Source organism: Lujinxingia litoralis (assembly GCF_003260125.1).
In the GTDB taxonomy this organism is placed as follows: domain Bacteria; phylum Myxococcota_A; class Bradymonadia; order Bradymonadales; family Bradymonadaceae; genus Lujinxingia; species Lujinxingia litoralis.
This window is the reverse complement of the sequence record NZ_QHKO01000008.1, coordinates 164,947-189,856: the sequence shown is the minus strand read 5'-3', so window position 1 is coordinate 189,856 and position 24,910 is coordinate 164,947. Positions and strand designations below refer to the sequence as shown.

General features: G+C 65.5%; 26 protein-coding genes. 13 read left to right on the top strand and 13 right to left on the bottom strand.

The features are described 5' to 3' along the window. Positions 1–191: 191 nt before the first annotated feature. The 6 genes from DL240_RS15910 to DL240_RS20085 all read right to left on the bottom strand — a co-directional run bounded on the left by DL240_RS15910 (position 192) and on the right by DL240_RS20085 (position 5,556). The gene (locus tag DL240_RS15910; RefSeq protein WP_146618345.1) at positions 192–1,064 is read right to left on the bottom strand and encodes a tRNA1(Val) (adenine(37)-N6)-methyltransferase; all 873 of its coding nucleotides are present in this window, start codon (positions 1,062–1,064) and stop codon (positions 192–194) included. A gap of 148 nt (positions 1,065–1,212) precedes the next feature. Continuing rightward, the gene (locus DL240_RS15905) at positions 1,213–1,929 is read right to left on the bottom strand and encodes a hypothetical protein (RefSeq protein WP_111730891.1); all 717 of its coding nucleotides are present in this window, start codon (positions 1,927–1,929) and stop codon (positions 1,213–1,215) included. 93 nt (positions 1,930–2,022) lie between these two features. After that, on the bottom strand, positions 2,023–2,409 hold the full coding sequence (locus tag DL240_RS15900; RefSeq protein ID WP_111730890.1) for a hypothetical protein: 387 nt from the start codon (positions 2,407–2,409) through the stop codon (positions 2,023–2,025). 3 nt (positions 2,410–2,412) lie between these two features. Beyond that, positions 2,413–3,681 carry an ATP-dependent Clp protease ATP-binding subunit ClpX gene (clpX, locus tag DL240_RS15895; protein ID WP_111730889.1) on the bottom strand — a complete coding sequence of 423 codons (1,269 nt, stop codon included), beginning with the start codon at positions 3,679–3,681 and terminating at the stop codon, positions 2,413–2,415. Positions 3,682–3,869: 188 nt separating this feature from the next. Next, entirely contained in the window at positions 3,870–4,913 is a 1,044-nt protein-coding gene (gene kdd / locus DL240_RS15890; RefSeq protein ID WP_111730888.1) for an L-erythro-3,5-diaminohexanoate dehydrogenase, read from the bottom strand. A gap of 100 nt (positions 4,914–5,013) precedes the next feature. Beyond that, positions 5,014–5,556: a uracil-DNA glycosylase gene (locus DL240_RS20085; RefSeq protein ID WP_158542631.1), complete on the bottom strand. Its 543-nt coding sequence runs from the start codon at positions 5,554–5,556 to the stop codon at positions 5,014–5,016. A 22-nt stretch (positions 5,557–5,578) separates the two neighbouring features. On the opposite strand from DL240_RS20085, the gene DL240_RS20080 reads away from it, so the two are divergent. Together DL240_RS20080 and DL240_RS20075 are read left to right on the top strand one after the other, a co-directional pair. After that, positions 5,579–5,875 (top strand): hypothetical protein, encoded by a 297-nt coding sequence (locus DL240_RS20080; protein WP_111730886.1) that lies wholly within the window; start codon positions 5,579–5,581, stop codon positions 5,873–5,875. Positions 5,876–5,968: 93 nt separating this feature from the next. After that, positions 5,969–6,388 carry a hypothetical protein gene (locus DL240_RS20075; RefSeq protein ID WP_111730885.1) on the top strand — a complete coding sequence of 140 codons (420 nt, stop codon included), beginning with the start codon at positions 5,969–5,971 and terminating at the stop codon, positions 6,386–6,388. Between the two features lie 212 nt (positions 6,389–6,600). On the opposite strand, the gene coaBC is transcribed toward DL240_RS20075, so the two are convergent. From coaBC to DL240_RS15855, 4 genes are all read right to left on the bottom strand, one after another. Continuing rightward, entirely contained in the window at positions 6,601–7,809 is a 1,209-nt protein-coding gene (gene coaBC, locus DL240_RS15870; RefSeq protein WP_111730884.1) for a bifunctional phosphopantothenoylcysteine decarboxylase/phosphopantothenate--cysteine ligase CoaBC, read from the bottom strand. A 7-nt stretch (positions 7,810–7,816) separates the two neighbouring features. Continuing rightward, complete coding sequence (locus DL240_RS15865) at positions 7,817–8,446, bottom strand: NUDIX hydrolase (protein WP_111730883.1); 630 nt, start codon at positions 8,444–8,446, stop codon at positions 7,817–7,819. Further along, complete coding sequence (locus tag DL240_RS15860) at positions 8,443–9,324, bottom strand: PPC domain-containing DNA-binding protein (RefSeq protein ID WP_158542630.1); 882 nt, start codon at positions 9,322–9,324, stop codon at positions 8,443–8,445. Before DL240_RS15860 ends, DL240_RS15865 begins: the two co-directional genes overlap by 4 nt. A gap of 141 nt (positions 9,325–9,465) precedes the next feature. Next, positions 9,466–10,545, bottom strand: coding sequence for a DUF2804 domain-containing protein (locus tag DL240_RS15855; protein ID WP_158542629.1), 1,080 nt, complete (start codon positions 10,543–10,545; stop codon positions 9,466–9,468). Positions 10,546–10,721: 176 nt separating this feature from the next. On the opposite strand from DL240_RS15855, the gene DL240_RS15850 reads away from it, so the two are divergent. Further along, positions 10,722–12,152, top strand: a complete 1,431-nt coding sequence (locus tag DL240_RS15850) for an MBL fold metallo-hydrolase (RefSeq protein ID WP_111730880.1) — start codon at positions 10,722–10,724, stop codon at positions 12,150–12,152. 61 nt (positions 12,153–12,213) lie between these two features. Here DL240_RS15850 and DL240_RS15845 read toward each other — a convergent pair whose 3' ends face one another. The 3 genes from DL240_RS15845 to DL240_RS15835 all read right to left on the bottom strand — a co-directional run bounded on the left by DL240_RS15845 (position 12,214) and on the right by DL240_RS15835 (position 14,662). Then, entirely contained in the window at positions 12,214–13,209 is a 996-nt protein-coding gene (locus tag DL240_RS15845) for a succinylglutamate desuccinylase/aspartoacylase family protein (protein ID WP_199589839.1), read from the bottom strand. After that, entirely contained in the window at positions 13,190–14,095 is a 906-nt protein-coding gene (gene rimK, locus DL240_RS15840) for a 30S ribosomal protein S6--L-glutamate ligase (RefSeq protein ID WP_111730879.1), read from the bottom strand. Before rimK ends, DL240_RS15845 begins: the two co-directional genes overlap by 20 nt. A 72-nt stretch (positions 14,096–14,167) precedes the next feature. Next, positions 14,168–14,662 (bottom strand): ATP-dependent zinc protease family protein, encoded by a 495-nt coding sequence (locus DL240_RS15835; protein ID WP_199589838.1) that lies wholly within the window; start codon positions 14,660–14,662, stop codon positions 14,168–14,170. Positions 14,663–14,796: 134 nt separating this feature from the next. On the opposite strand from DL240_RS15835, the gene DL240_RS15830 reads away from it, so the two are divergent. The 10 genes from DL240_RS15830 (at position 14,797) to trpS (ending at position 24,871) form a co-directional block, all read left to right on the top strand. Beyond that, on the top strand, positions 14,797–16,164 hold the full coding sequence (locus tag DL240_RS15830; protein ID WP_158542628.1) for an AMP-binding protein: 1,368 nt from the start codon (positions 14,797–14,799) through the stop codon (positions 16,162–16,164). A 90-nt stretch (positions 16,165–16,254) separates the two neighbouring features. Further along, positions 16,255–16,734 (top strand): hypothetical protein, encoded by a 480-nt coding sequence (locus DL240_RS15825; RefSeq protein ID WP_146618343.1) that lies wholly within the window; start codon positions 16,255–16,257, stop codon positions 16,732–16,734. 195 nt (positions 16,735–16,929) lie between these two features. Further along, positions 16,930–19,734 carry a monovalent cation/H+ antiporter subunit A gene (locus DL240_RS15820; RefSeq protein ID WP_111730875.1) on the top strand — a complete coding sequence of 935 codons (2,805 nt, stop codon included), beginning with the start codon at positions 16,930–16,932 and terminating at the stop codon, positions 19,732–19,734. Then, complete coding sequence (locus tag DL240_RS15815) at positions 19,722–20,060, top strand: Na+/H+ antiporter subunit C (RefSeq protein WP_111730874.1); 339 nt, start codon at positions 19,722–19,724, stop codon at positions 20,058–20,060. The genes DL240_RS15820 and DL240_RS15815 overlap by 13 nt, the downstream gene beginning before the upstream one ends. Further along, positions 20,057–21,619, top strand: a complete 1,563-nt coding sequence (locus DL240_RS15810) for a monovalent cation/H+ antiporter subunit D (protein WP_111730873.1) — start codon at positions 20,057–20,059, stop codon at positions 21,617–21,619. Before DL240_RS15815 ends, DL240_RS15810 begins: the two co-directional genes overlap by 4 nt. A gap of 1 nt (position 21,620) precedes the next feature. Beyond that, on the top strand, positions 21,621–22,118 hold the full coding sequence (locus tag DL240_RS15805) for a Na+/H+ antiporter subunit E (protein WP_158542627.1): 498 nt from the start codon (positions 21,621–21,623) through the stop codon (positions 22,116–22,118). After that, positions 22,118–22,387, top strand: coding sequence for a K+/H+ antiporter subunit F (locus DL240_RS15800; protein ID WP_111730893.1), 270 nt, complete (start codon positions 22,118–22,120; stop codon positions 22,385–22,387). The genes DL240_RS15805 and DL240_RS15800 overlap by 1 nt, the downstream gene beginning before the upstream one ends. A gap of 39 nt (positions 22,388–22,426) precedes the next feature. Further along, on the top strand, positions 22,427–22,771 hold the full coding sequence (locus DL240_RS15795; protein WP_111730871.1) for a Na+/H+ antiporter subunit G: 345 nt from the start codon (positions 22,427–22,429) through the stop codon (positions 22,769–22,771). Positions 22,772–22,857: 86 nt separating this feature from the next. Beyond that, the gene (locus DL240_RS15790; RefSeq protein WP_111730870.1) at positions 22,858–23,808 is read left to right on the top strand and encodes a class I SAM-dependent methyltransferase; all 951 of its coding nucleotides are present in this window, start codon (positions 22,858–22,860) and stop codon (positions 23,806–23,808) included. 61 nt (positions 23,809–23,869) lie between these two features. Continuing rightward, on the top strand, positions 23,870–24,871 hold the full coding sequence (gene trpS, locus DL240_RS15785; RefSeq protein ID WP_111730869.1) for a tryptophan--tRNA ligase: 1,002 nt from the start codon (positions 23,870–23,872) through the stop codon (positions 24,869–24,871). Positions 24,872–24,910: the final 39 nt, after the last annotated feature.

Sequence of the window (24,910 nt, the reverse complement as noted above, 5' to 3'; positions counted from 1 at the left end):
TGATGATGACGGCGAAGGCGACGAAGAAGAGCTCGTCTGACCTGTCAAAAGATGGCCCTTATCAGGGCCTGAGCGCGACGCCGGCACATTGCGGGCTGCAGATCCGGCGTCGCGTCCCCCCATGCCGAAGCCTCAGAGGTGCCCATCTCCTCTGACGCTTCGGCGTTTTTATGAAAGGCCCCCCGGCCTGCTCAGGGCGCGAACCCGAAGCTCATCTTCACCGCCCGGTACTCCGGGTGCACCTGGCCATCGCGATCGCGGATGATCAACGGTGGCTCCTCCCAGGTCTGTCCCCGCATGTCTTCGGGCAAATCCTGGTTACGCATCATCACAAAAAGCCCCACCAGGGGCGGGTTGTCCTCCCGGAAGATCACCGGGCGCCAGCGCACGATCGTCATCCCGGCCTTCTCGGCCGCCTCCCAGGGGCGAGCCTTCTGCCCGGGGCGATCCACGGGGAACACGCAGGTGAAGATGCCTCCGGGCGCCAGATGCTCCGCGGCCACCCGGGCGTAATCCACCACCGAGCCCCGCACCTCAAAGCGGCACGCCACCTTCTGCGGATGATCCCCCTGGGTCCCATCGCTCAGCGGCCAGTAAGGCGGACTTCCCAGCACCAGATCAAAGCGCTCCTCCTCGCCAAGGACCTGCGGATCGCGAAAATCGCCCTGACGGATCTCGTAGCGCTCCTTTAGCCCGTTGTACGCCGCGGAGCGACGGGCCAGCGCCACGCTCTCCTCCTGGGCCTCCACCGTCACAAAATGGGCTCCGCGCAGTCGCCAGGCAGCACTCATCCCCACCGACCCCACGCCGCTGCCCAGATCCAGCACCCGGCCGGCGCTCGGGCACCAGGAGGTTCCGTACCAGGCGGTGAGCACATCATCGGTCGAGAAGCGATGCCCTTTCTTGAGCTGAAAGATCCGGAAGAACCCGCTGAGCGCATCGATCGACTCCCCCTCCCCGGCTTCAAACTCCTGAAGGCGCGCCACATCGGGCAGGGGACCGGGCACCGCCCAGTCCTTAAAATACGGCTCTACATTCCGAATATCGCGTTTGGCTCGACCCATCTCATACACCTTCGCCGCTCCGCTACGCGGCCGGCGTTACTTACGTTAGTCTTAGCTTTCTTCCACCACATCGCGGCGTGCTGCAGGCTCACCAGCCACCGGGCTCCCCCAAAGCCCTTCGCCGGCGCGACGCGAACCCGCCTGTGAGTCAATAGCCCAGCGAGATCAGGTCGCGACGCTCCTCCACCGCCCGGCGCATCGCCTCCAACAGCGCCCACCCGCGCAGCATCTGCCAGACCTCCGGGGTGTCGCGCCCGGCGCAGGTGTTAAAGAGTTCGAAGCGCGCCTCCTGCCCCATCGCTCCCACCTTCTTAAAGCGGCGTACCACCTGTCCGGGCGTCCACTCCAGCCCCACCTTCGGGGCCAGATCCACCAGCAGGTCGGCCAGATAGGGCGCGTACGATTCGCACTCATCTCGGCTCAGCCAGCCGTGGGGCCAGCTCGCCAGATAACGCACCGCCTGGGGCATCTCGGGCTGAGGATGACGAAAAAACACCCCGCGCAGGGGCCGACAGGCCACCTTCCACCCCAGATCGCGAGAGAGCGGATACCAGTCCAGGCTCACCCAGCGCGAGCGTTGCCAGCCCGGCCACACATCCAGCCCGATGTCCTGGCAGAGCAGGCGCAAAAACTGGCTGTAGAAACCGGTCAACGCCGCGTACACCTCCCAGGGAGCCTGCGCCAGGGGCGGCAGATCCCAGAAGACGCCCTCCCCATCGAGGATTTTCTCCACATAAGGCCGGGCGCTCTCCGGAACCTGATCGCGGATCACCACCCGCAGCGCCGGCGCATACACGCTGCTTCGGTGGAGCTGCTCGTTGATGCGCTCCAAACTCCCCAGCAGGTACTGATTGCCTTCACCCATCGCTCAGTCGCCTCTGCTTCATCCCTGGCCGGACCGCTCCCGATACCATCCTTCCATCCTGACTCTGGCGGTCCACACGCCCCGGCCCCGTGGCTACAACACCGGCTCTGGCGAGGTAAAGGGGCCCAGCGCCTGGGCCCGGGAGCAGAACTGCTGAAAACGCACGCGCTTGACCTCGATCCGATCGCCGGGAATCGAGAGCACCACTCCGTCGACCACCAGGATCATCCCATCCTGGCGCAGGCGCCGCAGGCAGCGCCTCAAAAAGGCACCCACATCGTGGCGGGTGCGGCGCTGGCCAACGTTCAGGTCATGAAGTTCCAGAACCTCACAGCCCTCCAGGCGCGGCTCCTCGGTGCTGCCACCGATCAGGGCGCGGACCACCGCCCCATCACAGGCGTACTCCCGCAGTCCCGTGTACACCCCGCCCGGGGGCACATGCAGACGCTGCCAGCTCTCCGAGGGCTCGATCACCGCCATCCTTTACGCGCTCTGCTTCTCGTAGACCAACATCGGCTTCTCCCGATGCAACACGCTCTCTTCGGTGATCACGCACTCGCGCACGTTCTCCAGGCTGGGAAGCTCATACATAATGTCGAGCATCACCTCCTCGATGATCGCACGCAGCCCGCGGGCCCCGGTCTTGCGCTTGATGGCCTCCCGCACGATGGCGACCATCGCCTCCTGATTGAAGCGCAGCTTGACCTTCTCCAGTTCAAACAACTTCTGGTACTGCTTGACCAGGCTGTTTTTGGGCTTCCAGAGGATCTCCACGAGCATGTCTTCGCTCAGCTCGTCAAAGGCCACGATCACCGGGAAGCGCCCCACGAACTCCGGGATCATCCCGAACTTGACCACGTCCTCCGGACGCACATGGCGCAGCAGATCATTGCTGCTTTCCAGGCGTTTGGAGAAGTCGGCGCCAAAGCCCATCTGACTCTTGCCGATGCGACGAGCGATGATGTCGGTCAGGCCCTGAAAAGACCCGCTGGCGATGAAGAGGATGTTGCCGGTGTCGACCTGAATGAACTCCTGCTGGGGGCGATTGCGCGAGCCCTCCGGGGTGATCATCACCTTCGACGCCTCCACCATCTTCAAGAGCGCCTGCTGCACGCCCTCACCGCCCACGTCACGGGTGGAGGAGGGGCTGTCTCCGCGGCGGCTGATCTTGTCGATCTCGTCGATGCACACGATGCCGCGACTGGCGCGTTCCACGTCGCGATCGGCGGCGAGCCACAGATTCTTGACCACATTCTCGACGTCTTCGCCCACGTAGCCGGCCTCGGTCAGGCTGGTGGCATCGGCGATGGTGAAGGGCACGTCGAGCTTTCGGGCCAGCGACTGCGCCATCAGGGTCTTGCCGCTGCCGGTGGGACCGATAAGCAGGATGTTGCCCTTGGTCAGCTCCACGCCCTCGTCTTCTTCGTGGGGCTCGGCGCCGCCGGCCTCCAGCTCCGCGGTACGAATGCGCTTGTAGTGGTTGTACACCGCGACCGAGAGCGCGCGCTTGGCGCGATCCTGCCCCACGATATGCTCGTCGAGGAAGGTCTTGATCTGGGAGGGACGCATCTCCTTGAGCTCTTTTTGCTTCTCGGGCTCGCGTTGACGGTCTTCCTCAATGATCTCGCGGCACAGAGAGACGCACTCATCGCAGATGTGCACCTTGGGGCCGGCGATCAGCTTCTGCACGTCCCGGGCTTCTTTGCCACAGAAGGAGCAGCGCACCTTGCTTTCGGAATCAGTCGTCTTCATGTCGCTCTCGTCAGAGTCATTCTTTCGGGGGAGCTCATCTTTTGGAGCATGATGAACTCGTGTTCATGCGGGCAAAACGAATGCCCCGGGCGATTTACTCCCCGCCACCAGCGCCCAACCCCGGCTTCAACAGCGCACAGCAAATGCGGGGCGGCGCAGTGTGCCCGCTGGCCGCCCCGGGTGCAAGCTCAGGCGCCGGCCAGCCCTTCGAGTTGGCGGCGCACCACCGCGAACTCGCGGACCATCTTCAGGGTCAGCTCGGCGTGGCCGTGGGCGTAACCGTTCCCGATGAGCAGATCGACATCCTTGCCCACCCCTTCGCTGCCCAGCGCGGCGCGGGAGAAGTCGGTAGCCATGTTAAAGAAGTAGACCACGCCCCGGTCCTTCACCGGCAGAATCGCCGACATCTCGGTGCCGCTCACATTGCAGGTGTTGATGACCACATCCACCGGCTCCCCTCCCGTCATCGCCTCCACGGCCTCCAGCACCTCGGTGGGCACTTTGGCGTTGGCGGTACGGAAGTCGTCGACGATGCCGGCGTCCTGCAAGACCTTGAGGTTCTCATCGTAGAGATCGACGGCGTACACCTTGCCGGCCTCTCCCAGGGTGGCGCGGGCGGTGGCCGCGCAGAGCATGCCGGACTTTCCGGCGCCCAGAATCAGCACCCGCTCCTTGCCTTCGACCAGGCGCGCGGTCTGCGCCGGCGCCCCACACACATCGAGCGCCGAGAGCGCGACCCGCTCCGGAAGATCCTCGGGCATCGCCACCACCGGCGAGCTCGGCCAGAGGTAGGCCGTGCCCCGGATATCGATCTGATCGGCGTCGAGATGCACCTTTTCAATCGCATCGATCTTCAGCGGGGTCAGCGTCAGGCTCACCAGCGTGGCGACTCGCTGGCCCACCTTCAGCTCCACGGGCCCCTGGTAATGCTTGCCGATCGCCTTGACCGTGCCCAGCAGCATACCGCCGCTGCCGGTGACCGGGTTCTGCATCTTGCCACGCGCGGCCACGATCTCACGCACGCGTTCGCCGACCTTCGCCTCATCGCGGCCCAGCTCTCCCATGATCTGATGGAAGCTGGCCGAGTCGATGTTGAGCGTCTGCACGTCAATGACGATCTCATTCTCAAAGGCCGGGCTCTCGGCATCCAGGCGCTCGGCAGCCTGGGGAAGGGCCCCCTGGGGCTCAATGACGCGATGAAGTCCCAGATCATGTCCACGTCGCTCGCTCACGCTCGCTCCTCTCAAACCTGTTGTGGGCTGCGCTCAACCCCCGAGCTCTCGCGCGGGCGTCACACACAGCCATCCATCCATAGTGGTAAAAATGGCTCTCTTACCCCAGCCCCAGGCGTCTCATCACCATCTTGAGATCTTCCCAGGCCGGACGCTTCTTGGCTTCGTCGCGCATCAAGAAAGCCGGGTGATAGGTGGGCATCACAGCGATGCCCTGATAGTCGTGCCAGCGCCCCCGAAGATCGCCAATACGCCCCTCGGTGCCCAGCAGCGTCTGGGTGGCAAAGAGCCCCAGAGTCACGATGATCTCGGGCTGAACCACCGCGATCTGCTTTTGCAAAAAGGGGCGGCATTCCTGAATCTCGGTCGGCGACGGATTGCGGTTCTCCGGCGGACGGCATTTGACCACGTTGGCGATGTAGACCTGTTCGCGAGAGAGCTTCATGCCCCGGATCATGCCGGTCAAAAGCTCGCCGGACTTCCCGACAAAGGGCCGCCCTTCCCGGTCCTCGTGAAAGCCCGGGGCCTCGCCAATGAACATCAGGCGCGCCGAGGGATCCCCCTCCCCGAACACGATCCGCGAGCGGCTCTGGCTCAGCCGGCAGCGCTGGCAGTCGCCCAGGTAGTTTTTGAGAAAGGCCATCTTCTCGCCGGGAGTCATCTCCTTGCCCCGGCCCCCCGCCGCCGGGCGCGGCGATGGCTGGCGCCCCGAGGAGGCACGCGGCGATGACGAACGCCCCGAAGAAGCACGCGGCGATCCCTGGCGCCCCGAGGAGGCACGTGGCGATCCCTGGCCCCCACGGCTCGACGACGACGCCGAACGCCCCGAGGAGGCACGTGGCGATCCCTGGCCCCCACGGCTCGACGACGACGCCGAACGCCCCGAGGAGGCACGCCCCGGCGAAGACGCCGGGCGCGCCGGGGCCGACGACGTGCTCGGAGCCCCGGAGGCCGGCGGCTGACTGGCGAGCGCACCGTACTCGGCATAATCCTCGTAGGAGGGTTCTTCGTACATCGGCCCCGGATAATCGTCGTAGGGCGAGGGCTCGACGGGCGTGGAGGCGCGCGCCGACGAAGGCCCTGACGAGCGTGTCGCCGAGGAGCTGGGTGCCGCGGGTGCGGGCGCCCGCGAAGACGAGGGTCCCGGCGAAGACGAGGGTCCCGGCGAAGAGGCAGCCGAAGGCGCCCCGGGGCTCGTCTCACTCCCTCCTCGAAAGGTGTGGGTGGCCCGCGCGCCCAGCTGCGACCACAGCGGCGTGGAGGCGGTCACCGACGAAGAGCTACCCGCGCCGCTTCCCGACGAAGGCGTCGCGGCCGAAGGCGTGGGCGAAAACGAGGGGGGCGAAAACGCCGGCGGAGCGGCGGCGGCCGGCGCCTGCGGGGGAGGAGAGGCCGGGCTCGCGACGCGCTGCGGAGCGCCCCCCGAGGGTGGCGCTCCCAACTCGGCGCGCATGCTGGCCAGCTGGCGCTCCTGACGAGCTTGTTTGAAGACCTCAAAGGCCTGCCGGTCCGCGGTCAGAGCGGGGCTTGCGCCGGGCACACCCTGAGCCTGCTGCCACTCCAGGTAGCGGCGAAGATCTCCCACCAGCGCTTTGACATAAGCTCGCTTCGACATCACGGCATCCTTATAAGCACAGATCGCATCCAGAAGACAACGCCGCCTTTGCGCGACCTTCGTCCCGGCACCTCATCCTCGCGCCAACCCGGCAAGGTCCTGCCAGATGGCCCGCGCGAGCGCCGACTTCGGCCCGCGATGCGTGCGAGCTTCCTGCGCGCCCACGAGCACATGAACCGTGGACTCATCGGCCCCAAAGGCCCCCGCAGGGCCACCAATGGCGTTGGCGACCAGCGCGTGGACCCCCTTACGTGCGGCCTTGGCCCGACCGCGGGCAACCACGTCGTGACTCTCCGCGGCAAATCCCACCAGGATCGGCCCCTCAGTGGCACCGCTGCCCGGCCCAAAGCGCTCCCCGAGTTCGGCCAGAATATCGGGGTTTCGCGTCAACTCCAGCACGGGCTCCATCGACGACTTCTCGAGCTTTGCCTGGCTGGCCACGGCCGGCCGCCAGTCGGCCACGGCCGCCACCATCATGACCACATCCGACTCCGGCGCGCGGGCCATCACCTCGCCATGCATCTCTACCGCGCTCTCCACCCCGATCACATCCACGCCGTAAGGCGCCTCAAGCGCCACCGGGCCGCTGACCAGGGTCACCTCCGCGCCCATCTCCCGGGCCGCGGCCGCCAATGCGTAGCCCATCTTGCCGCTGGAGGGGTTCGAGAGAAAACGGGCCGCATCGATCCGCTCGCGGGTTGGTCCGGCGCTCAAGAGCACGCGTTTGCCCGCCAGCAGCTGGGGGGAGAGCGCCCGATCGAGCTCCGCCAGAATCACCGGCGGATCGGGCAGTCTACCCGGACCGACCTCTTTGCAGGCGAGTTCCCCGTGATCGGGGGCGATCACCCGATAGCCGGGGGTCTGGGAGAGGGTCGTTAAGTTGGCCTGCACCCGGGGATGCAAATACATCTGCGTGTTCATCGCCGGGGCCACCACCACCGGCGCCCGGGTGGCCAGCAGCACCGTCGTCAAAAGATCGTCGGCCAGCCCATGGGCCATCTTCGCGACCAGATTGGCCGTTGCCGGGGCCACGAGCACCACATCAGCCCAGCGCGCCAGCTCGATATGGCCGATCTGCGCCTCGTATCCCGGATCAAAGGTGGCCAACCCCACCGGCGCCTGCGTCAGCGCCTGAAAGGTCAATGGCGAGACAAACTCCCGGGCGTTGCGGGTCATCACCACCCGCACCTCGTCTCCCCTTTTGATCAGCGCGCGGGCCAGCTCGCAGGCCTTGTAGGCCGCAATCCCACCGCTTACTCCAAGCACTACGTTCAACGCCATCGTCGTCTTACTCCCTCGTCCAGCGCCCCTGATCCAGCGGTCTTCCGGCCAGAAAATCCAGGAGCACACTCACCATATACCCGGTGGCGCCCCAGATGGTGTGCCCCGCCACATCATAAAAATGCAGGTCGTAGGCCACGCCATCCCAGCTGCGCTGCTCCACACGCTGGCAGGCCGGATCGGCCAGGTGAGCCAGTGGCACCAGAAACATCTCTTCGATCTCGCCAGGGTTGGGGTTCAACTCATAGGGGTGCGCAAACTCTCCCACAAAGGTCGTGACCTCGTAGCCGCTGATCGTGGGCATGCGCACCAACGAGCCGTAGAGGCGCACATCCTCGGGCATCAACCCGATCTCTTCATGAGCCTCCCGCAGCGCGGTGTCCCTCAACCGGCGATCTTCCGGATCGCGGCGGCCTCCGGGGAAGGCCACCTCCCCGGAGTGCTCACGCATCGTGCTGGGGCGCTCGGTGAACACCAGGTGCAGCTCGCCGCCCACCTGGGTGAGCGGCGCCAGCACCGCCGCCTGACGGAGCTGACGGCCTTCGAGCCCGGGCACCCGCTCAAAGTTCACCTGCGGCTCCCAGCTCAGCGCCTGCAGCTTCTGACGAACGCGCTCCGGGGAGAGAGCCCAGCTCATTTACGCACCCGGGCCTCAAACACGTTGCGGCCGTCTTCTTCGCCGGCGAAGCGAATGTCGAGCACTTCCAGCATCATCTTGCGAATCTTCCCGCGCGGCAGCCGGATGTGGCAGTAGTCCTCATCCTCAACCTTCATCACCCGGCAACGCCCGAGCTTGGGGTGATTGAGGATATCGCCGGGTTTGAGCCAGGGGCCTTCCAGATCGTCATCCTCATCGTCATCAAAGGAGACGGTTTTGGTAGGCTTTTTGGGCATCGGGCGCCCCTTGCGCGCGGCCTCGCGCCGACTCTCGGCGCTGTCGGCCTCAGCGATGGCATCGGTCCAGGAGAGCCCGGGGGCCTGAGGAACCGGGGCGCTGGTCTCGACCGGCGCCGCCTCTTCCGGGGCCGCCGGCACTTCTTCGGCGGGCGCCGCCGCTTGCTTGCGCTCCACCTGCTCAACGGCTTCCAACTCCAGCCGACCGCTCGACGCGTCGAGCCGGCGGCGCAGTCGAAGATCGCTAAAGACCTCCACCACAAACTCCGCGCTCAGCGCTTTGGCCCGGCGCAGCTGGCCGGCCACCAGCTGGGGTCCGGCCGGTCCCAGGGCATTGAACACCGCGTCAAGGCGCAACACCACCTCATCGCCCAGGGTGGAGACGTTGCCGTTGAGGCTCACCAGCTCAAAGTAGCCTTTCCCGTCGACCACCTTTACGTACTCACCGCGCTGCGCATCGAAGACGGCGAGTTCGATCTCGGAGAACTGCCCGACGGCGCGGAGCTCGGCGGCGTGCACTCCGTTGCTGCGACAGATGCGGGTAAGCTCGGTCACCAGCTCTTCGCCCTCATCGACTCGCCCGACCAGCTTTTGCGTACTCGTAGAAACTCGAAAAATCACGTACTTCCTCAGGTGCTAAGTCAGCGCCAGGTTCGGCCCCTCGACGAGGGCCCGAACCTCCCACGGGGCCCTTCGGGCCCCTCTTTCGCGCGCAATCTCCCACAGTCGCCGGGGCCTTACAACCGCCCCGAAGAAGCGATATCACCACCAGATATCCTGGTCCTCGGTCACGCCTACCAGACGCACCGGATAGGCGATATTGTCGACCTTAATGGTGCCCTCAAAACGCCCGGCCGGCTGCAGAAATGAGCTTCGCACCGGCCCGATGTTGCGCACCTCGCGGTGCACGTAGATCGAGCGGAAACTCAGCTCGACTCGCCCGCAGGTGGTGCGCACCTGCCAGGGCTCGCCAGGGCGATCTTTCTGGTAGGTAAAACGCGCGCGCCCCAGCCCGATGAGGCGATCGCCGACCCAGAGCGCGTTCTCATTGGCGGTGGGATGGTCGTCGTTGAACCCCTCGACGAGGTTCAGCCCCAGCCGGCGCCCGTCGTCCAGGCGCCCCAGCGCCATCGCCCAGCGCCAGGCGGTGCGGCGGCCCAGAAACCCCTGGGTGTAATCGAGCGCCCCCAGCCCGCCTGCCAGCTCATAGGAGCGCGACGCGATCTGCAGCCGCCCCCGGGCCGGCAGCCCCATCCATTTCTGCGTCACATTGAGGCGCCCCGGCGCGGCCACCGGCGCGATCACGGTGAGCGCGGGCGCGGCCTGGACCACGCTCAGGTGGGCACGCAGATCGACCGCCCCGTAGGGCAACGCTCCCCACCGAGAGAGGTTCGCGCCCACCTCATACGGCGCCCCCTGGGGGGGGCGCCGGGTCCAGATCTTTTGCCCCGGGCCGCGAAAGGAAGCCTCCAGACCGGCACCGGGCTGATTGTTCACCGCGACCTGCACCCCTGGAAGCCCCAGCGTGCTGGCGCGCAGCACCAGGCGCTCTTCGCGCAGATCGATCGCATACATAAACGCGTTTCCGGCAAAGCCGGCGTGCACCACCGCCTGCGCCACAAAGACCTCATCGGTGCACAGCGCGCTGTACTGCCAGCGTTTGCGGCGCAGCCGAGCCTGCAACCCTCCCAGCGCCTCCTCGCCACGCAGGCGCTCCAGCTGCACCGCCACCAGCTCCCCGCGGTACGTGCCAATACGAGCCTGCCCCCGCCGGTCGACCATGGCGTTGGGCACCTTGCCGATCGCCTCCCCTTCATCACCCCTTGTACCTTCGCTGATCACCCTCTCCTCCATGCTGAACCGACCTCCCTGCCCAAAAGAATCTTGACGATAACCCTCCTCAACCCCGCGTCAACTCTGCCTCTTCTTTTCGTCTGCTGTACTTGCGATCAGCCCCGGGGTGCACAGGTTAAAGCTCACCGTCCACATGCGCTCCTCCGGTCTTGCAGGAACCTCCCATGATCCTCGAACGCCTCTACGACAGCGATCTTGCCCAGGCCTCCTTTCTGATCGGCTGCCCCGACACCCAACGCGCGCTGGTGGTCGATCCGCGTCGGGATCTCGAACCTTACCTCGCCCTCGCCCGCGCCCAGGGCCTGACCATCACCGACGTGGCCGAAACCCACATCCACGCCGACTTTTTAAGCGGCGCCCGCGAGCTCGCCCTCGCCACCGGGGCGACCTTCTGGCATAGCGCCCAGGGCGGCGAAACCTGGCGCTACCAGGGGCTGAGCGAACTTCGCGCCCGCCCCCTGCAAGATGGCCAACACATCCGACTCGGGTGCTGCGCGCTGGAAGCCGTGCACACCCCCGGCCACACGCCGGAGCACCTGAGCTACCTGCTCATCGAGCACGATCACGTCCTCGGCGTGCTCACCGGCGACTTCCTCTTTGTCAGCACTCTGGGGCGCCCCGATCTCATCGACGCCACCGGACTGGGCGAAAACTCCAGCCGTCAGGCCGCCGAAGCCCTCTACCGAAGCGTGCACATCGCTCGGGAGCGCTTCCCGCACGACGTCCCCCTGTGGCCCGGCCACGGTGCGGGCTCGGCCTGCGGCAAGGCCATCGGCGCCCTCCCCTCCACCACCCTCGCCATCGAATGGAACACCGCCCCCTGGGCCACCTACCTGAAGCGCGACGATAAAGAAGGGTTTATCGAGCATATTTTGGCCGGCCAACCCGATTCGCCCACCTACTTCAAACGCATGAAGGTCGAGAACCGCGACGGCTTCGGGCTTCGCGATCGCAGCGCCGAACCCGCCCGGCTCCATCCTCACCGCATCCGCCAGGCCATCGACCAGGGCGTCACCTTTGTCGATCTTCGCTCCCGCGACGACTTCCAGCGCGCGCATCTCCCCCAAAGCCTTCACCTGCCCCTGGGAGCTCATCTGGAGAGCTGGGCCGGATGGGCGCTCCCCTGGCGCCAGCCCCTGGTGCTGATCGCCTCTCCCGGCGAAGATCCCGCACAAGCCGCCACGCGTCTGCTCCGCGTGGGCCATGACGCCATCGTGGGATGGGCACGGTTCGACGAACTCCCCGACGCGCATTTCACCGACCAACCCTACATCGAGGTGGACGAAGCCCTGGAGCGCTGGCGCCAGAAAGATGCGCTCTTTGTCGATGTGCGCTCCTCCCTGGAATGGCGGCAGGGCCACATCCCCGACGCGCTGCACCGGCCCTTCACCCGGCTGACGACCCTCTGCGATACGATCCCCGACGACCAAGATCTCATCGTGTACTGCGGCAGCGGCGCCCGCGCGGCCGCGGCCACCAGCCTGCTGCACGCCCACGGCCTGACCCGGGCCATCGTCTTTGAGGGCAGCATGCAAACCTGGACCGAGCGCGCCCTCCCCCTGGAGCCCCCCGCACAACGCCCCGCTGCACCCTAAGCAACGCCTACCCCAAAGGCTCCCCGGCCCCCCCCCGCGCGCGCGCCCTCCCGGGACGCTCTCAGAGCTTCGCCACGTGAAACATCGCGTCGCCCTGATGCACCAGCGGATGCGTCACATGCGAGAGCACAATCCCACTAAAAGGGGCCTTCAGCGCAGCGGCACTGGTATCAAAGGCGTCTCCCACCGTGCCCAGGCGCTGCCCCTTCTTCACATAGGCACCACTCTCCACTTCCACCCTTAAAATCCCCGCTCGCCGCGCCCGCACCCAGCTGGTCGTCGAGGTCTCGTGGTTCGCCCCAGGAACCGCCAGGCCGCTCTCCTCCATGACGCCGAGCTCCCCGAGCACCCGACGGACGCCGGCCAGCCCCACCTCGACCACCGATCGATCAAAGCGCATCGCTTCTCCCCCCTCAAAGAGCACCATCGGGATCTTCTTTTTGGCCGCCGTCTGGCGCAACGACCCCCGGGGCGGGGTGGAGTCCATGATCACTTCGGCCCCGAACGCCCGCAGAATGCGCCGGCTCTCCGGATCGCTGAGCGCTCCGCGCACATGCGGAAAGTTGTAGCGCCCCACCGCCGCGGTGTGCAGATCGATGCCGTGGGTGCACTGCGAGACGATCTCATCCAGAAAGAGCCGGGCCAGGCGCCCGGCCAGGCTGCCCTTCTTATGCCCCGGAAAGCTGCGATTGAGATCGCGACGATCCGGCAAGTAGCGAGATTGATTGAGAAACCCGAACACGTTGACGATCGGCACCGCAATCACCGCCCCGCACATTTTCTTGGGGTCGAGCTCGTCGAGCAACTCCCGCACGATCTCCACCCCGTTGACCTCATCCCCGTGCAGCGCCGCGCTCACCCACACCCGCGGCCCCGGCGTCGCCCCACGAACCACCTCCACCGACAACGTAAGCGGCGTCTGTGTGGGCAGCCCTCCCACCGGCACCTCCACCCGTTGACGTTCCCCCGGCTCGACATACACCCCCTTCACCACCAGGGGTCGGCGCCCTTTGATCTCGGTCAGCGAGCGTGCCTCCTCAGAAGTGGATCGTGTCACGGGCCGCACCTCGCGAGACGTTTTCCTCAATGAATTCAATCACCTTAGAAGCCACATCGACCCCGGTGGTCTGCTCAATGCCTTCGAGCCCCGGCGACGAATTCACCTCGATGACCATCGGCCCCCGGGCGGAGCGCAAGAGATCGACACCGGCCACACTCAACCCCATGGTCTGAGCCGCCAGCAACGCCGTCTCCCGCTCCTCGTCGCTGAGCTCGGCCACCGTGGCATGTCCGCCACGATGCAGATTGGAGCGAAACTCCCCGGGCTGCGCCTGCCGCTTCATCGCCGCGACCACCTCATCGCCCACCACAAAGGCCCGAATATCGGCACCGGCAGCCTCGGCGATGTATTCCTGAAGCAGGATGTTGGCATCGAGCCCTCGAAACGCCTCGATCACCGACTGCGCCGCCTTACGCGTCTCCGCCAGCACCACCCCGATGCCCTGGGTGCCCTCCAGCAGCTTGATCACCAGGGGCGCGCCGCCCACCGTGTCGATGACCCCGTCGACATCCTTGGTCGAATGCAAAAAGCCGGTCACCGGCATATCCACCCCCGCGCGGGCCAGCAGCTGCATCGCCCGCAGTTTGTCGCGCGAGCGCGAGATCCCCTGGGAGGTGTTGGCAGAAAACACCCCCATCATCTCGAACTGGCGCACCACCGAGAGCCCGTAAAAGGTATACGTCGCCCCGATGCGCGGGACGACCGCCTCAATGCCCTCAAGCTCTTCTCCGGCCAGCATCACCCGCGGTCGCCGCGAGGTGATGTCCATAAAGCAGCGCAGGTAGTCGACGATCTGCACATCGTGACCACGCTCCGCGGCCGCTTCGCGCAGTCGGCGCGTGGAGTAAAGGGAACTCTTACGAGAGAGGATCGCGATCTTCATGGGGTGCTGCTCCTGAGGCTTAAACAAAACGAACCCGACGCCTTATACGCCGGGCCGAAACGCGGCGCGAACCTACTCCGATGTGGGCCTTCCGCCCAGAAAGGATGCGTTGGGATCGACAAGAAATCGCCCTTTGAGCGCCTCACGCCCCAGCAACATCCGAAACCCCATCTCATCGCGATTGGTCAACGTGAGTTCGATGGCAAAACGCTTCCCCAACACCTGAATCTGCGGGCGGATCACCGCGCGCAACTCCTCATGCCCCGAAGAACTCCGCACCATCCGGCGATCGTGGAGAGGAAACTCCGCCGCGGCCGCATCCCGAACACTACGCTGATGCGGCTGCACCTCAAAGCGTACCCAGGCCTGCCCCTCACGCTCAAAAAACTCGATCTTCTCCGCGTGCAACGCGGAGCTGCGCGCGCCGGTATCGACCTTCGCCTTCACCGGCCAGCTCCCCAGCTCCGGGATCCTCACCCACTCACGCCACCCGATGATCGTACGCACTTGATGCTGCGGCGCCCTGGCCATCTCTTCATCCTCGCTGTTTTTTGGGGGGGACGGCATCGCTCCCACTCGATCCAGATCGCGATGCGGATGCCCTTTGTCAACTGCGGCGAGCACACTACACTCTCGGCCGGGGCTTACCCCGCTTCCGATCGTCCCCCTTCCGCCTTCAACCCTCGCCAGGGATAGACGCAGTGGCCAAACGAAACCTCCCCACCGAACTCTGGAAACGCTTTCAAAACGACGCCATCAAAGAGGCCCCCGCCCGGGCTCTCCTCGACGAGGCCGGCCGTCTCCAGGAAACGACCTACTGGGAGTGGACTCGCCAGGTGCAACGCCTGGCCATGGGACTGGTCGACTGGGGCCTGGAACCCGGCGCGCGCATCGGCTGCGTCGCCCCCAACTCCGCCGCCCTCCTCGACATCATGGTGGCCGGCTGGCTCGCCGGCGCCTGCCTGGTCCCCCTCCTGCCCGGCCAGGAGCGCTCCGACAGCCTCCGCCAGCTCGCCCGCTCGGGCTGCACGCTGATTGTGGTCGCCGATGAGAGCGAACGCCAGCGCCTCCAGGGCCCCGGCGGCCAACTCCCCTCGGAGCTGCGCTTTTTACTTCTGGAAGGCTCGGCCGACTCCCCCTCCACCCTCAGCCTGGAAGCACTCTCGGAGCAGGGGCGCTCGCGCCTGCGGCGCGGCGGCCTCAACCTGCTGGCCGAGCGCATGTTTGAGCGCCCCGCCCACGCCCCGGCGCTGATCCTCTTCGACCCCACACCCTCACCCGACTCCCGCGGCGCGCTCTTCGATGGCGAGCGCGTCCTCCTCTTGCTGGAGCGCCTCGCCCACCAGATGGCCCTCACCAGCGAGGCCCCGGTGCGCCTGGGCGCGCTCCTCTCCTACGGCTGGCCCGGCGCCTTCCTGCTCACCATGGCCACGCTCTACGCCGGCCAGCAGGTCGCCGTAGCCCCCTCCCCCCGGGCCCTCCACGAACAGATTGCCGCCCTCAAACCCACGCACCTGATCTGCGGACCGGCATTTCTGGAATCCCTGGCTTCGCGCTGGCAAGAACGCGTGGAGCGCGCCCCGGAGCTGCTCAAACAGCTGGCCGACCACGCCCGCGATCCCTCCCCCCTCTCCCGCGCCCTGGGCGGCATCGGCGAAAAGGCCGCCGAACGCCTGCTCTACCAGCCGGTGCGCTCGGAGCTGGGCGGACGCCTGCGCACCATCTACGTGCCCGAGGGCCAGGCCAACCTCACCTGGCGCGAGATCCTGCAACGCGCCGGCGTAAAGATCCTGGGCTACTTCGCGCTGCCCGAGACCGGCATCTCGCACCTGGAACACCCCGACGCCACGAGGCCGGGCTCCGCCGGCCGCCCCATCGAGGGCATCGCCACCCGCCACGCCAATGCGCGCGGCGGCGAAATCGACGAACTCTGGCTGCGCGGCGACACCCTCTTTGAAGACTACTGGAGCGGAACCGGCCCCCGCACGATCAACGACCAGGGCTGGCTTCCCACCGACCGCCGGGCTCGCCTGGAGAGCGGCTTCATCTTCCTGGAGCCCGAGGCCTGAGCGAAGATTTGCGCCCCCGCACCCCCTGCCCTAAGATGCGCCCGGCCGCAGCCCGCGCCGATTTCACAGACATCTGCACCCATGAGCTCTATGAGAACTTTGACGCTCCCAGACTTTCTCCCCCGCGCTGCCCTGCTGGCACTCACCGCCAGCCTTACGCTCTCCGGCTGCGGAGAGCTCTTAGACGCCCTGCCGGGCACCTCCCTCTCGGGTACCGTCTATGGCGAGCGTTTCTCCGCTCTGAGTTCCACCGCCGAAATCAGCAGCGACGGCACCTTCTTTCTGACCTTCTCCGACAGCGCCTCGTTTAGCTGCACCTCCACCCCGCCGGGCAATTACCTCACCGTGGTCGTCGGACAGGTCCAGTCCACCGGCACGCTCAGCGCCGCGGGCAACGTCAGCTTCAACCTCATCGAAGGCGGCACCACCTTCACCGAGAGCGCCTCGGCCGGCACCATCGTCATCGATCGCATCGACACCGACGTCGATCACATCATCAAAGGCTCCATCAACGCCTCCGGCCCCTCCAGCGAAGTCTCCGGCGCCTTCTCCACGCCCATCTGTAACTGACCCCTTAGGGCGCGACCGCCCCGCTCACGTGTGCGCGTGTGCGCGGCCCGCTGCGGGCCCTATCGCCTTTTTCTACCGCCGGAATCGCCTTGTCGAGCTTCCGGCCATCTGGCATATTTCGCGCCCTTATCTGGCGAATTGCCGTCGGGTGCTTTCACCCGGTGGCGTCCGTCTCCCGTAACGATCCGAGATGTCATGACGCCCTTGCTCATCGTCTTGTTGCCCTTCGTCGGCCTGCTCCTCCCGATTTTGTTGGCCCGCCAGAGTCATACCGCGGCCACTGTCGGCGCCCTCCTCCCCACCACGCTCTCCCTGGGGCTCTTATTGAGCATGGCCGGAGACGTCTTCGCCGGGGAGACCTTCGTGGCCTTCTGGCCATGGATCGAAACCCTGGGGTTGAACCTCTCGTTTCGGGTCGACGGCCTGGGGATGCTCTTTGCCATTCTGATCCTGGGCATTGGCACCCTGGTCGTGCTCTACGCACACTACTATCTGAGCGACGATGACCCCCGCGGGCGCTTCTTCGGAGCGCTCTTGGCCTTTATGGGCGCCATGCTCGGGGTCGTCCTCTCCGAGAACGTGCTGCTGCTGGCCTTCTTCTGGGAGATCACCAGCCTGAGCAGCTTCTTGCTCATCGCCTACTGGACCCACGTCCCCCTGGCTCGCCAGGGCGCCCGCATGGCCCTGGCCATCACCGGGATGGGCGGGCTCCTGCTCTTTGCCGGCATGTTGCTCATCGGCCATATCGTGGGCAGCTACGAGCTCTCGGCCATCCTCGCCTCAGCCAGCCGTATCCAGAGCCACGCGCTCTACCTGCCGGCGCTCCTCCTGGTGCTGATGGGAGCCTTTACCAAGAGCGCTCAGTTCCCCTTCCACTTCTGGCTGCCCAACGCCATGACCGCGCCCACCCCGGTGAGCGCCTACCTGCACTCGGCCACCATGGTCAAAGCCGGCGTCTTTTTGCTGGCTCGCATGCACCCGGCCCTCTCCGGCACCCCGGAGTGGTTCTTCCTGGTCACCGGCGCCGGCCTGGTCACCCTGACCTTTGCGGCCTACGTCGCCCTCTTCAAACACGACCTCAAGGGCCTGCTGGCCTACTCCACCATCAGCCACCTGGGCCTGATCACCACCCTCTTTGGCTTCGGCACCCCGATGGCCGCGCTGGTGGGCGTCTTCCACATCATGAACCACGCCGCCTTTAAGGCCTCCCTCTTCATGAGCGTGGGCATCGTGGACCACGAGGCCGGCACCCGCGATATGCGCATCCTCGGCGGCCTTCGCCACGCGATGCCCATCACCATGACCCTGGCCACCTTGGGCGCCGCGGCCATGGCCGGCATCCCGGGCTTCAACGGCTTCCTCTCCAAAGAGATGTTCTTCTACGAATCCTGGAAGCTCCCCTTCTTGGAGCAGGACTGGATCGTGCCGGTCATCGTCACCGTCGCCGGCCTGCTCTCCATGGCCTACTCGGTGCGCCTGGTCATCGACACCTTCTTTGGCGAAGTCGGTCAGACCCCGGCCAAACCCCATGACCCGCCCTTTGGCATGTGGATGCCGGTGGCCGTCCTGGTGACCATCTGCGTCGTCATCGGCGTCTACCCGGCCGCCGGCGAGCCCCTGCTCAACGCCGCCGCCATGGCCACCATCGGCGGCGCGCTGCCCCAGGGCTACGACCACATCGCGCTGTGGCACGGCTTCAACGCCGCGGTCGTCATGAGCCTGATCGCCATCTTCGGCGGCGCCGCCTTCTTTACCCTGCGCTTTAAGCTCTTTGCCCTGGCCGAGCGCTACTGGCCCGACCTCTACGGCAAGCGCGTCTTCGAAGGCCTGGTCAACCGCGTCGTCGATGCCACCCGCGCCACCACCGTTGCCCTGGATAACGGCTCGTTGCAGCGCTACATCATGCTGCTCATCGCCGTTACCGTGGTCGCCGGCGCCATCCCCTTCTTCCTCTTCGACTTCGCGCCGGGCAACCTCCCGCGCACCGCGCTGGAACCGGTCACCCTGGTCATCTTCGGCATCTTCGCCGCGGCCTGCATCGGGGTCGTCGTCTACCACAAGCAGCGCCTGGTCGCCCTCTCCATCCTCTCGGTGGTGGGCCTCTCGGTAAGCCTCTTCTTCGTGAAGTTCTCCGCCCCCGACCTCGCGCTGACCCAGCTCTCGGTCGAGGTCGTCACGATCATGCTCCTGCTCCTGGCCCTCTACGTCCTGCCCAAAGAGACCCCCTCCGAGGGCGGCTTCTCGCTGCGCAAAGTTCGCGACGGCGTGCTCTCCACCATCGCCGGCCTGGGCACCGGCTGGATGAGCTACATGGTCATGACCCGGCCTCAGGACTCCATCAGCATGACCCACCTGGAGAAGGCCTACTACCCGGTCGGCGGCGGCAAAAACGTCGTCAACGTCACCCTGGTCGACATCCGGGGCTTTGACACCATGGGCGAGGTCAGCGTGCTGGCCATGGCCGGCCTGGGCATCTATGCGCTCCTGGCCAACGTCAACCCCGCCTTCATTGAGGGCGTCAAGAGCAAGGTCCAGGACCGCTTCCCGGTGATGCTCACCTCGGCCACTCGCCCCCTGATGAGCATGATCCTGATCGTCGCCGTCTACATCTTCTTCCGCGGCCACTACCTGCCCGGCGGTGGTTTCATCGCCGGCCTGGTCGCCACCGTTGCCCTGATCATCCAGTACATGGCCAGCGGTCAGGACTGGTCCAATGAACGCATGCCGATCAACTTCCGCACCATGGCCGTCATCGGCGTCCTGATCGCGGTGGCCTCCGGGGCCTCCGGCCTGCTCGTGGGCAAACCCTTTATGACCATGCTCGTGCCCCTCTTCGGAGAGCCCGGCATCGGCATGGCCGTCTTCTTCGACCTGGGCGTCTTCCTGGGCGTGGTCGGCGGCATGATGGTCATCCTCTCGAACCTCGGTGCGCTCAATCGCTCCGACACCACCTACGATTCTGACGCCTACCGCAAGGAGACCAATCCATGGAAGCCCTAGTCGCCGCCGCCATCGCCGTACTGGTGGCATGTGGGTTCTATCTGGTGCTGCGCGCGCGCACCTTCCCGGTCATCGTCGGGCTGGCCCTCTTCTCATACGCCGCCAACCTCTACATCTTTAGCACCGGTCGACTCACCTCCGGGGAGCCCCCGATCTTGCGCGACGGCGTGCCCCTGGAGGCCTACGCCGATCCGCTGCCCCAGGCGCTGATCCTCACCGCTATCGTCATCGGATTTGCCATGACCGCCTTTATTCTGGTGTTGGCCATCAGCGGCTATGTGGAGCTGGGCACCGATCACCTCGACGGCAAGGAGCAGGCGCAGTGAATAACTGGATCGTCATTCCCATCGTGCTGCCCCTGGTCACCGGGCTTATCTGCGCGTTGATCCCCAACTCGAAGATCGCCCTCCAACGCACCCTGGCGCTGGCCTCCTCGGCCTTCTACGTGGCCTTTAGCTTCTGGATGCTCTCGCAGACCTTCTCCGGCGAGATCTTCAGCTACGCCATGGGCAACTGGTCGGCGCCCTTCGGGATCACGGTGGTCGTCGACCGCCTGGCCGCCCTGATGGTCACCCTGACCAGCGTGGTCGCCTTTTTGGTGCTCACCTACGCAGTTCAGGGCACCGATAAGCGCGGGCCCTACTTCCACTTCCTCTACCAGTTCCAGGTTTTGGGGATCACCGGCGCCTTTATGACCGGTGACCTCTTCAACCTCTTTGTCTTCTTCGAGATCCTGCTGCTCTCGTCCTACAACCTGCTGGTCTATTCCGGCGGCAAAAAGCGCATCAAAGCAGGCATCCACTACGTGGCACTCAACCTGGTGGGCTCGGCCCTCTTCTTGATCGGAGTGAGCACCCTCTACGGCGTCACCGGCAGCCTGAACATGGCCGATATGGCCCTCTCGGTCGCCGCCCTGGGTCCCGAAGACCAGGCCATCCTCCAGGCCGGCGGGCTCATCCTGATGGTCGTCTTCGCCCTCAAGGCCGCGCTGCTGCCTCTCTACCTCTGGCTGCCCTCGGTCTACGGCGCGGCCACCGCTCCGGTCGCCGCCCTCTTTGCCATCCTGACCAAGGTCGGGGTGTACGCCATCCTGCGCACCTCCACGCTGATCTTCGGCCCGGAGGCCGGCGTCGGCGCCGACCTCATCGAGCCCTACCTCTTCCCCCTGGCCCTGATGACCCTCTTCTTCGGGATGGTCGGCGCCATGGGCAGCCGCCGGATGCGCCCGATGATCGGCTACCTGATCATCTCCTCGCTCGGCAGCATGCTCGCCAGCATCGGCCTCTTCAGCCAGGAGAGCATCTCCGGGGCGGTGTACTACATGGTGCACTCCACGCTGATCATGGGCCTCTTCTTTTTGCTCGTGGAACGTATCAGCCTGCAACGTGGACCCTTCACCGACGAGATCCGCGTGGGCTGGAAACTCTCCCAGCCCGGCCTTTTGGGTCTGCTCTTCTTCGGGGCGGCCGTGGCCGCCGCCGGCCTCCCGCCCTTGAGCGGCTTTTTGGGCAAGCTCCTGATGCTTCAGGCCGCCATCACCGAGCCCGGTGGGTTCTGGCTCTGGGTCGTCCTGCTCTTGACCAGCCTTCTGGGCCTGGTGGCACTGAGCCGCGTGGGCACCGAGGTCATCTGGAAGGGCGGCGAAGTTCCCCCCGCCAAACAAGACCAGATCGAGCGCACCTCCGCGCTCCAGGCCGCCCCCCTGGTTGCCATCCTCGCCGTACTCGCTACCTACAGCGCGTTGGCCGGCCCCATCACCGAGTTCACCGACGCCCTGGCCGCTCAGCTGCTCAACCCCGAGCAGTACATCGAAGCGGTCATGGTCGACCCGGTGATCTTCCCCGACACAGGCATGAGTGATGAATTCCTCACAAAGGACCACTGAAGTGATCAGCATTCCACAACGCTTATTGCCTCAGCCCCTCTTCAGCCTGGTGCTGCTGGCCATCTGGCTGCTCGCCCACGGTGAGCTGGGAGCCTCCACCCTGATCAAGGGGGTGATCCTTGCCCTGGCGATCCCGGCCCTCACCCGGCGCTTCACCGACACCTTCCCCCGGGTGCGGCGCCTGCGGCCCCTGATCTTTTACGTCTTCATCGTGATGTGGGATATCCTGGTGGCCAACATCGCCGTGGCCCGCCTGATCCTGGGACCGACCCGCAAGCTCACCCCGACCTTCTTGGAGGTGCCGGTGCAGCTGACCAACCCCTACGCCATCACGATCTTTGCGGCGACCATCTCGCTGACCCCCGGGACCGTTTCGGCCAACTTGAGCGGCGATAAAAAGACCCTGCTGGTCCACGCACTCAGCACCAGCGATCCCGACACCGAGATTCAGCTGATGAAGGCCCGTTACGAGGCCCCGCTGCTGGAGGCCTTCCAATGATTTTGACCTACGCCATCATGCTCGCCTTTGGCATCGTCGCCGCGGCGATCTTCCTCTGCGCCTTCCGCCTCTTTGAGGGGCCCAGCATCCTCGACCGGGTGGTGGCGCTGGACACGATGTACATCAACTCCATCGCCCTGCTGATCCTGGGCGGGATCTGGTGGAACCTCGACCTCTACTTCGAGGCCGCGCTGCTCATCGCCATGATGGGCTTTGTCAGCACCGTCGGCATGGCCAAGTTTTTGCTGCGCGGCAACATCATCGAGTGATCCGCGTCGCCACTCCTTCTTCGCATTCGAGAGCACACCATGACCGAGCTGCCGCTCTTCATTCAGATCCCGGCCGCCGCCCTGATCATCATCGGCGCCTTCTTCGCCTTTGTGGGCTCGCTGGGCCTGGCCAAACTCCCCGACTTCTTCATGCGCCTGCATGGCCCCACCAAGGCCACCACGCTGGGCCTGGGGGCGATGCTCACCGCCTCGATGCTCTTCTTTACCTACACACGCCAGTCGCTGACCCTGCACGAGGTCCTGATCACCCTCTTCCTCTTCATGACCGCCCCGGTCAGCGCGCACATCCTCTCTAAGGCCGCCATCAAGTCTCGCCTCTACGACTCAACCGGCATGGTTGAGGAGAAGACCCGCTCCAACTGAGCGACCTGCCGGCCCGCGCCCCGCGCGCGGGCCGCTCCTCTTCTGGCTTGCCAGCCCCCTCCTCCCCCCATCCCCCCGGCCGCCCTATGAGCACCACCGAACAGGCGGCGATGTTCGAAAATCGTCTCCAGAAGAACATCAGCCGCATCCAGAACGCCGCCCAGCGCCTCGACCAGCGCTGCTACCGCCTCTACGACGCCGACATCCCCGAGATCCCCCTCCTCATCGACTTCTATCAGGGCTACCTCCACGTCGCCCTGATGGCCCGGCGCAAGTTCCGCGATATGGACAACGAAGCCTGGCTCGACGCCATGCTCGAAGTCCTGATGAGCGAGCTTCAGATCCCGGCCGAAAAAGTCTTTGTCAAAACGCGCCGACGCCAGAAGGGCTCCTGGCAGTACTCCAAATTTGCCCACGAGCGCCGCGAAATCGTCGTCGAAGAAGACGGCCTCAAATTCAAGGTCAACCTCTCCGATTACCTCGACACCGGCCTCTTCCTCGATCACCGCATCACCCGCCAGATGGTCCGCGAAGAGAGCCAGGGCAAGAGCGTGCTCAACCTCTTTGCCTACACCGGCGCCTTCACCGTGCACGCCATCGCCGGCGGCGCTCGCAAGACCACCACGGTCGACATGAGCAACACCTACCTGCGCTGGGCCCGCGAGAACCTCGCGCTCAATGATATGAGCCTGCGCGGACACCGCTTTGAGCGCGCCGACATCCTGCAGTACCTGGCCAGCCCGGACCGCGCCCGCGAACGCTACGACCTGATCGTGCTCGACCCGCCCACCTTCTCCAACTCCAAGAAGATGGACGACACCCTCGAGATCCAGCGCGACCATCCCTGGCTGATCAACGCCGCGTTGAACTTGCTCAAACCCGGCGGTGCGCTTTACTTCTCGACAAACTTTCGAAACTTTAAGCTCCAGCCCGGCCCCCTCCACGGCGCCCGCGTCGAGGAGCTCACCCACAAAACGATTCCCCACGACTTCCAACACTCCAAACCCCACCGCAGCTGGCGCATCACCCGCAGCTAACCTGCCCGGACCTCGCCACTGAGGGTGACCTACTTTTCCCTGACCGCTGATGAGCACTGACATGTCTTCCCAAGCCACGCCCGCCAAAAAGCGCAGCCTCTCGGGCATCAAACCCACCGGCTTCCCGCACCTGGGCAACTACCTGGGCATGATCCGCCCGGCCATCGATCTGCAGGATGATTTCGAAGCGTTTTATTTTGTGGCCGACTACCACGCCCTGACCACGGTGCGCGACCCGCAGGCCCTGCGCCAATCGGTCTACCAGATCACCGCCTACTTTTTGGCCTTTGGTCTGGACCCCGAAAAAGCCGCCTTCTTCCGCCAGTCGGACATCCCCGAGGTCACCGAGCTCACCTGGCTCTTGAGCTGCGTCACCCACATGGGCCTGCTGGAGCGCGCCCACGCCTACAAGGCCGCCAGGGACCAGGGCATCGAGAAGGATATCAACCACGGCGTGTTCACCTACCCGGTGCTCATGGCCAGCGACATCCTGATCTACGACTCCGACGTCGTCCCGGTAGGCGCCGACCAGGTGCAGCACCTTGAGATGACCCGCGACATGGCCCAGAAGTTCAACTCGGCCTTCGGCGGGGACTTCCTCAAACTGCCCGAGGCCCGGGTCCGCGAAGACGTGGCCACCGTCCCCGGCCTCGACGGCCGCAAGATGAGCAAGAGCTACGGGAACATCATCGAGCCCCTCTTGCCCCCCAAAAAGCTGCGCAAACAGATCATGAAAATCGAGACCGACTCCAAAGGTCTCGACGATCCCAAAGATCCCTCGACCTGCAACATCGTCACCCTCTACAAGCTCTTCGCCTCCGCCGAGGAGCTCGCCGAGATGGAAGAAAATTACCGTCGCGGTGGCTATGGCTACGGCCACGCCAAGCAGGCGCTCTTTGAGAAGATGGACGAGCACTTCGCGCCCTACCGCGAGCGCTTCAACGCCATCATCGACGACCATAACTACCTCGACGACGTCCTCGACGCCGGCGCCCGCAAGGTTCGCCCCACCGTCGAAGACGTGATCGCCCGTGTACGCCAGGCCTCCGGCCTGGGCCGGTAGCCTCCGATCTGAAGTTCTGGCCTCTTCATCCCCTGATAA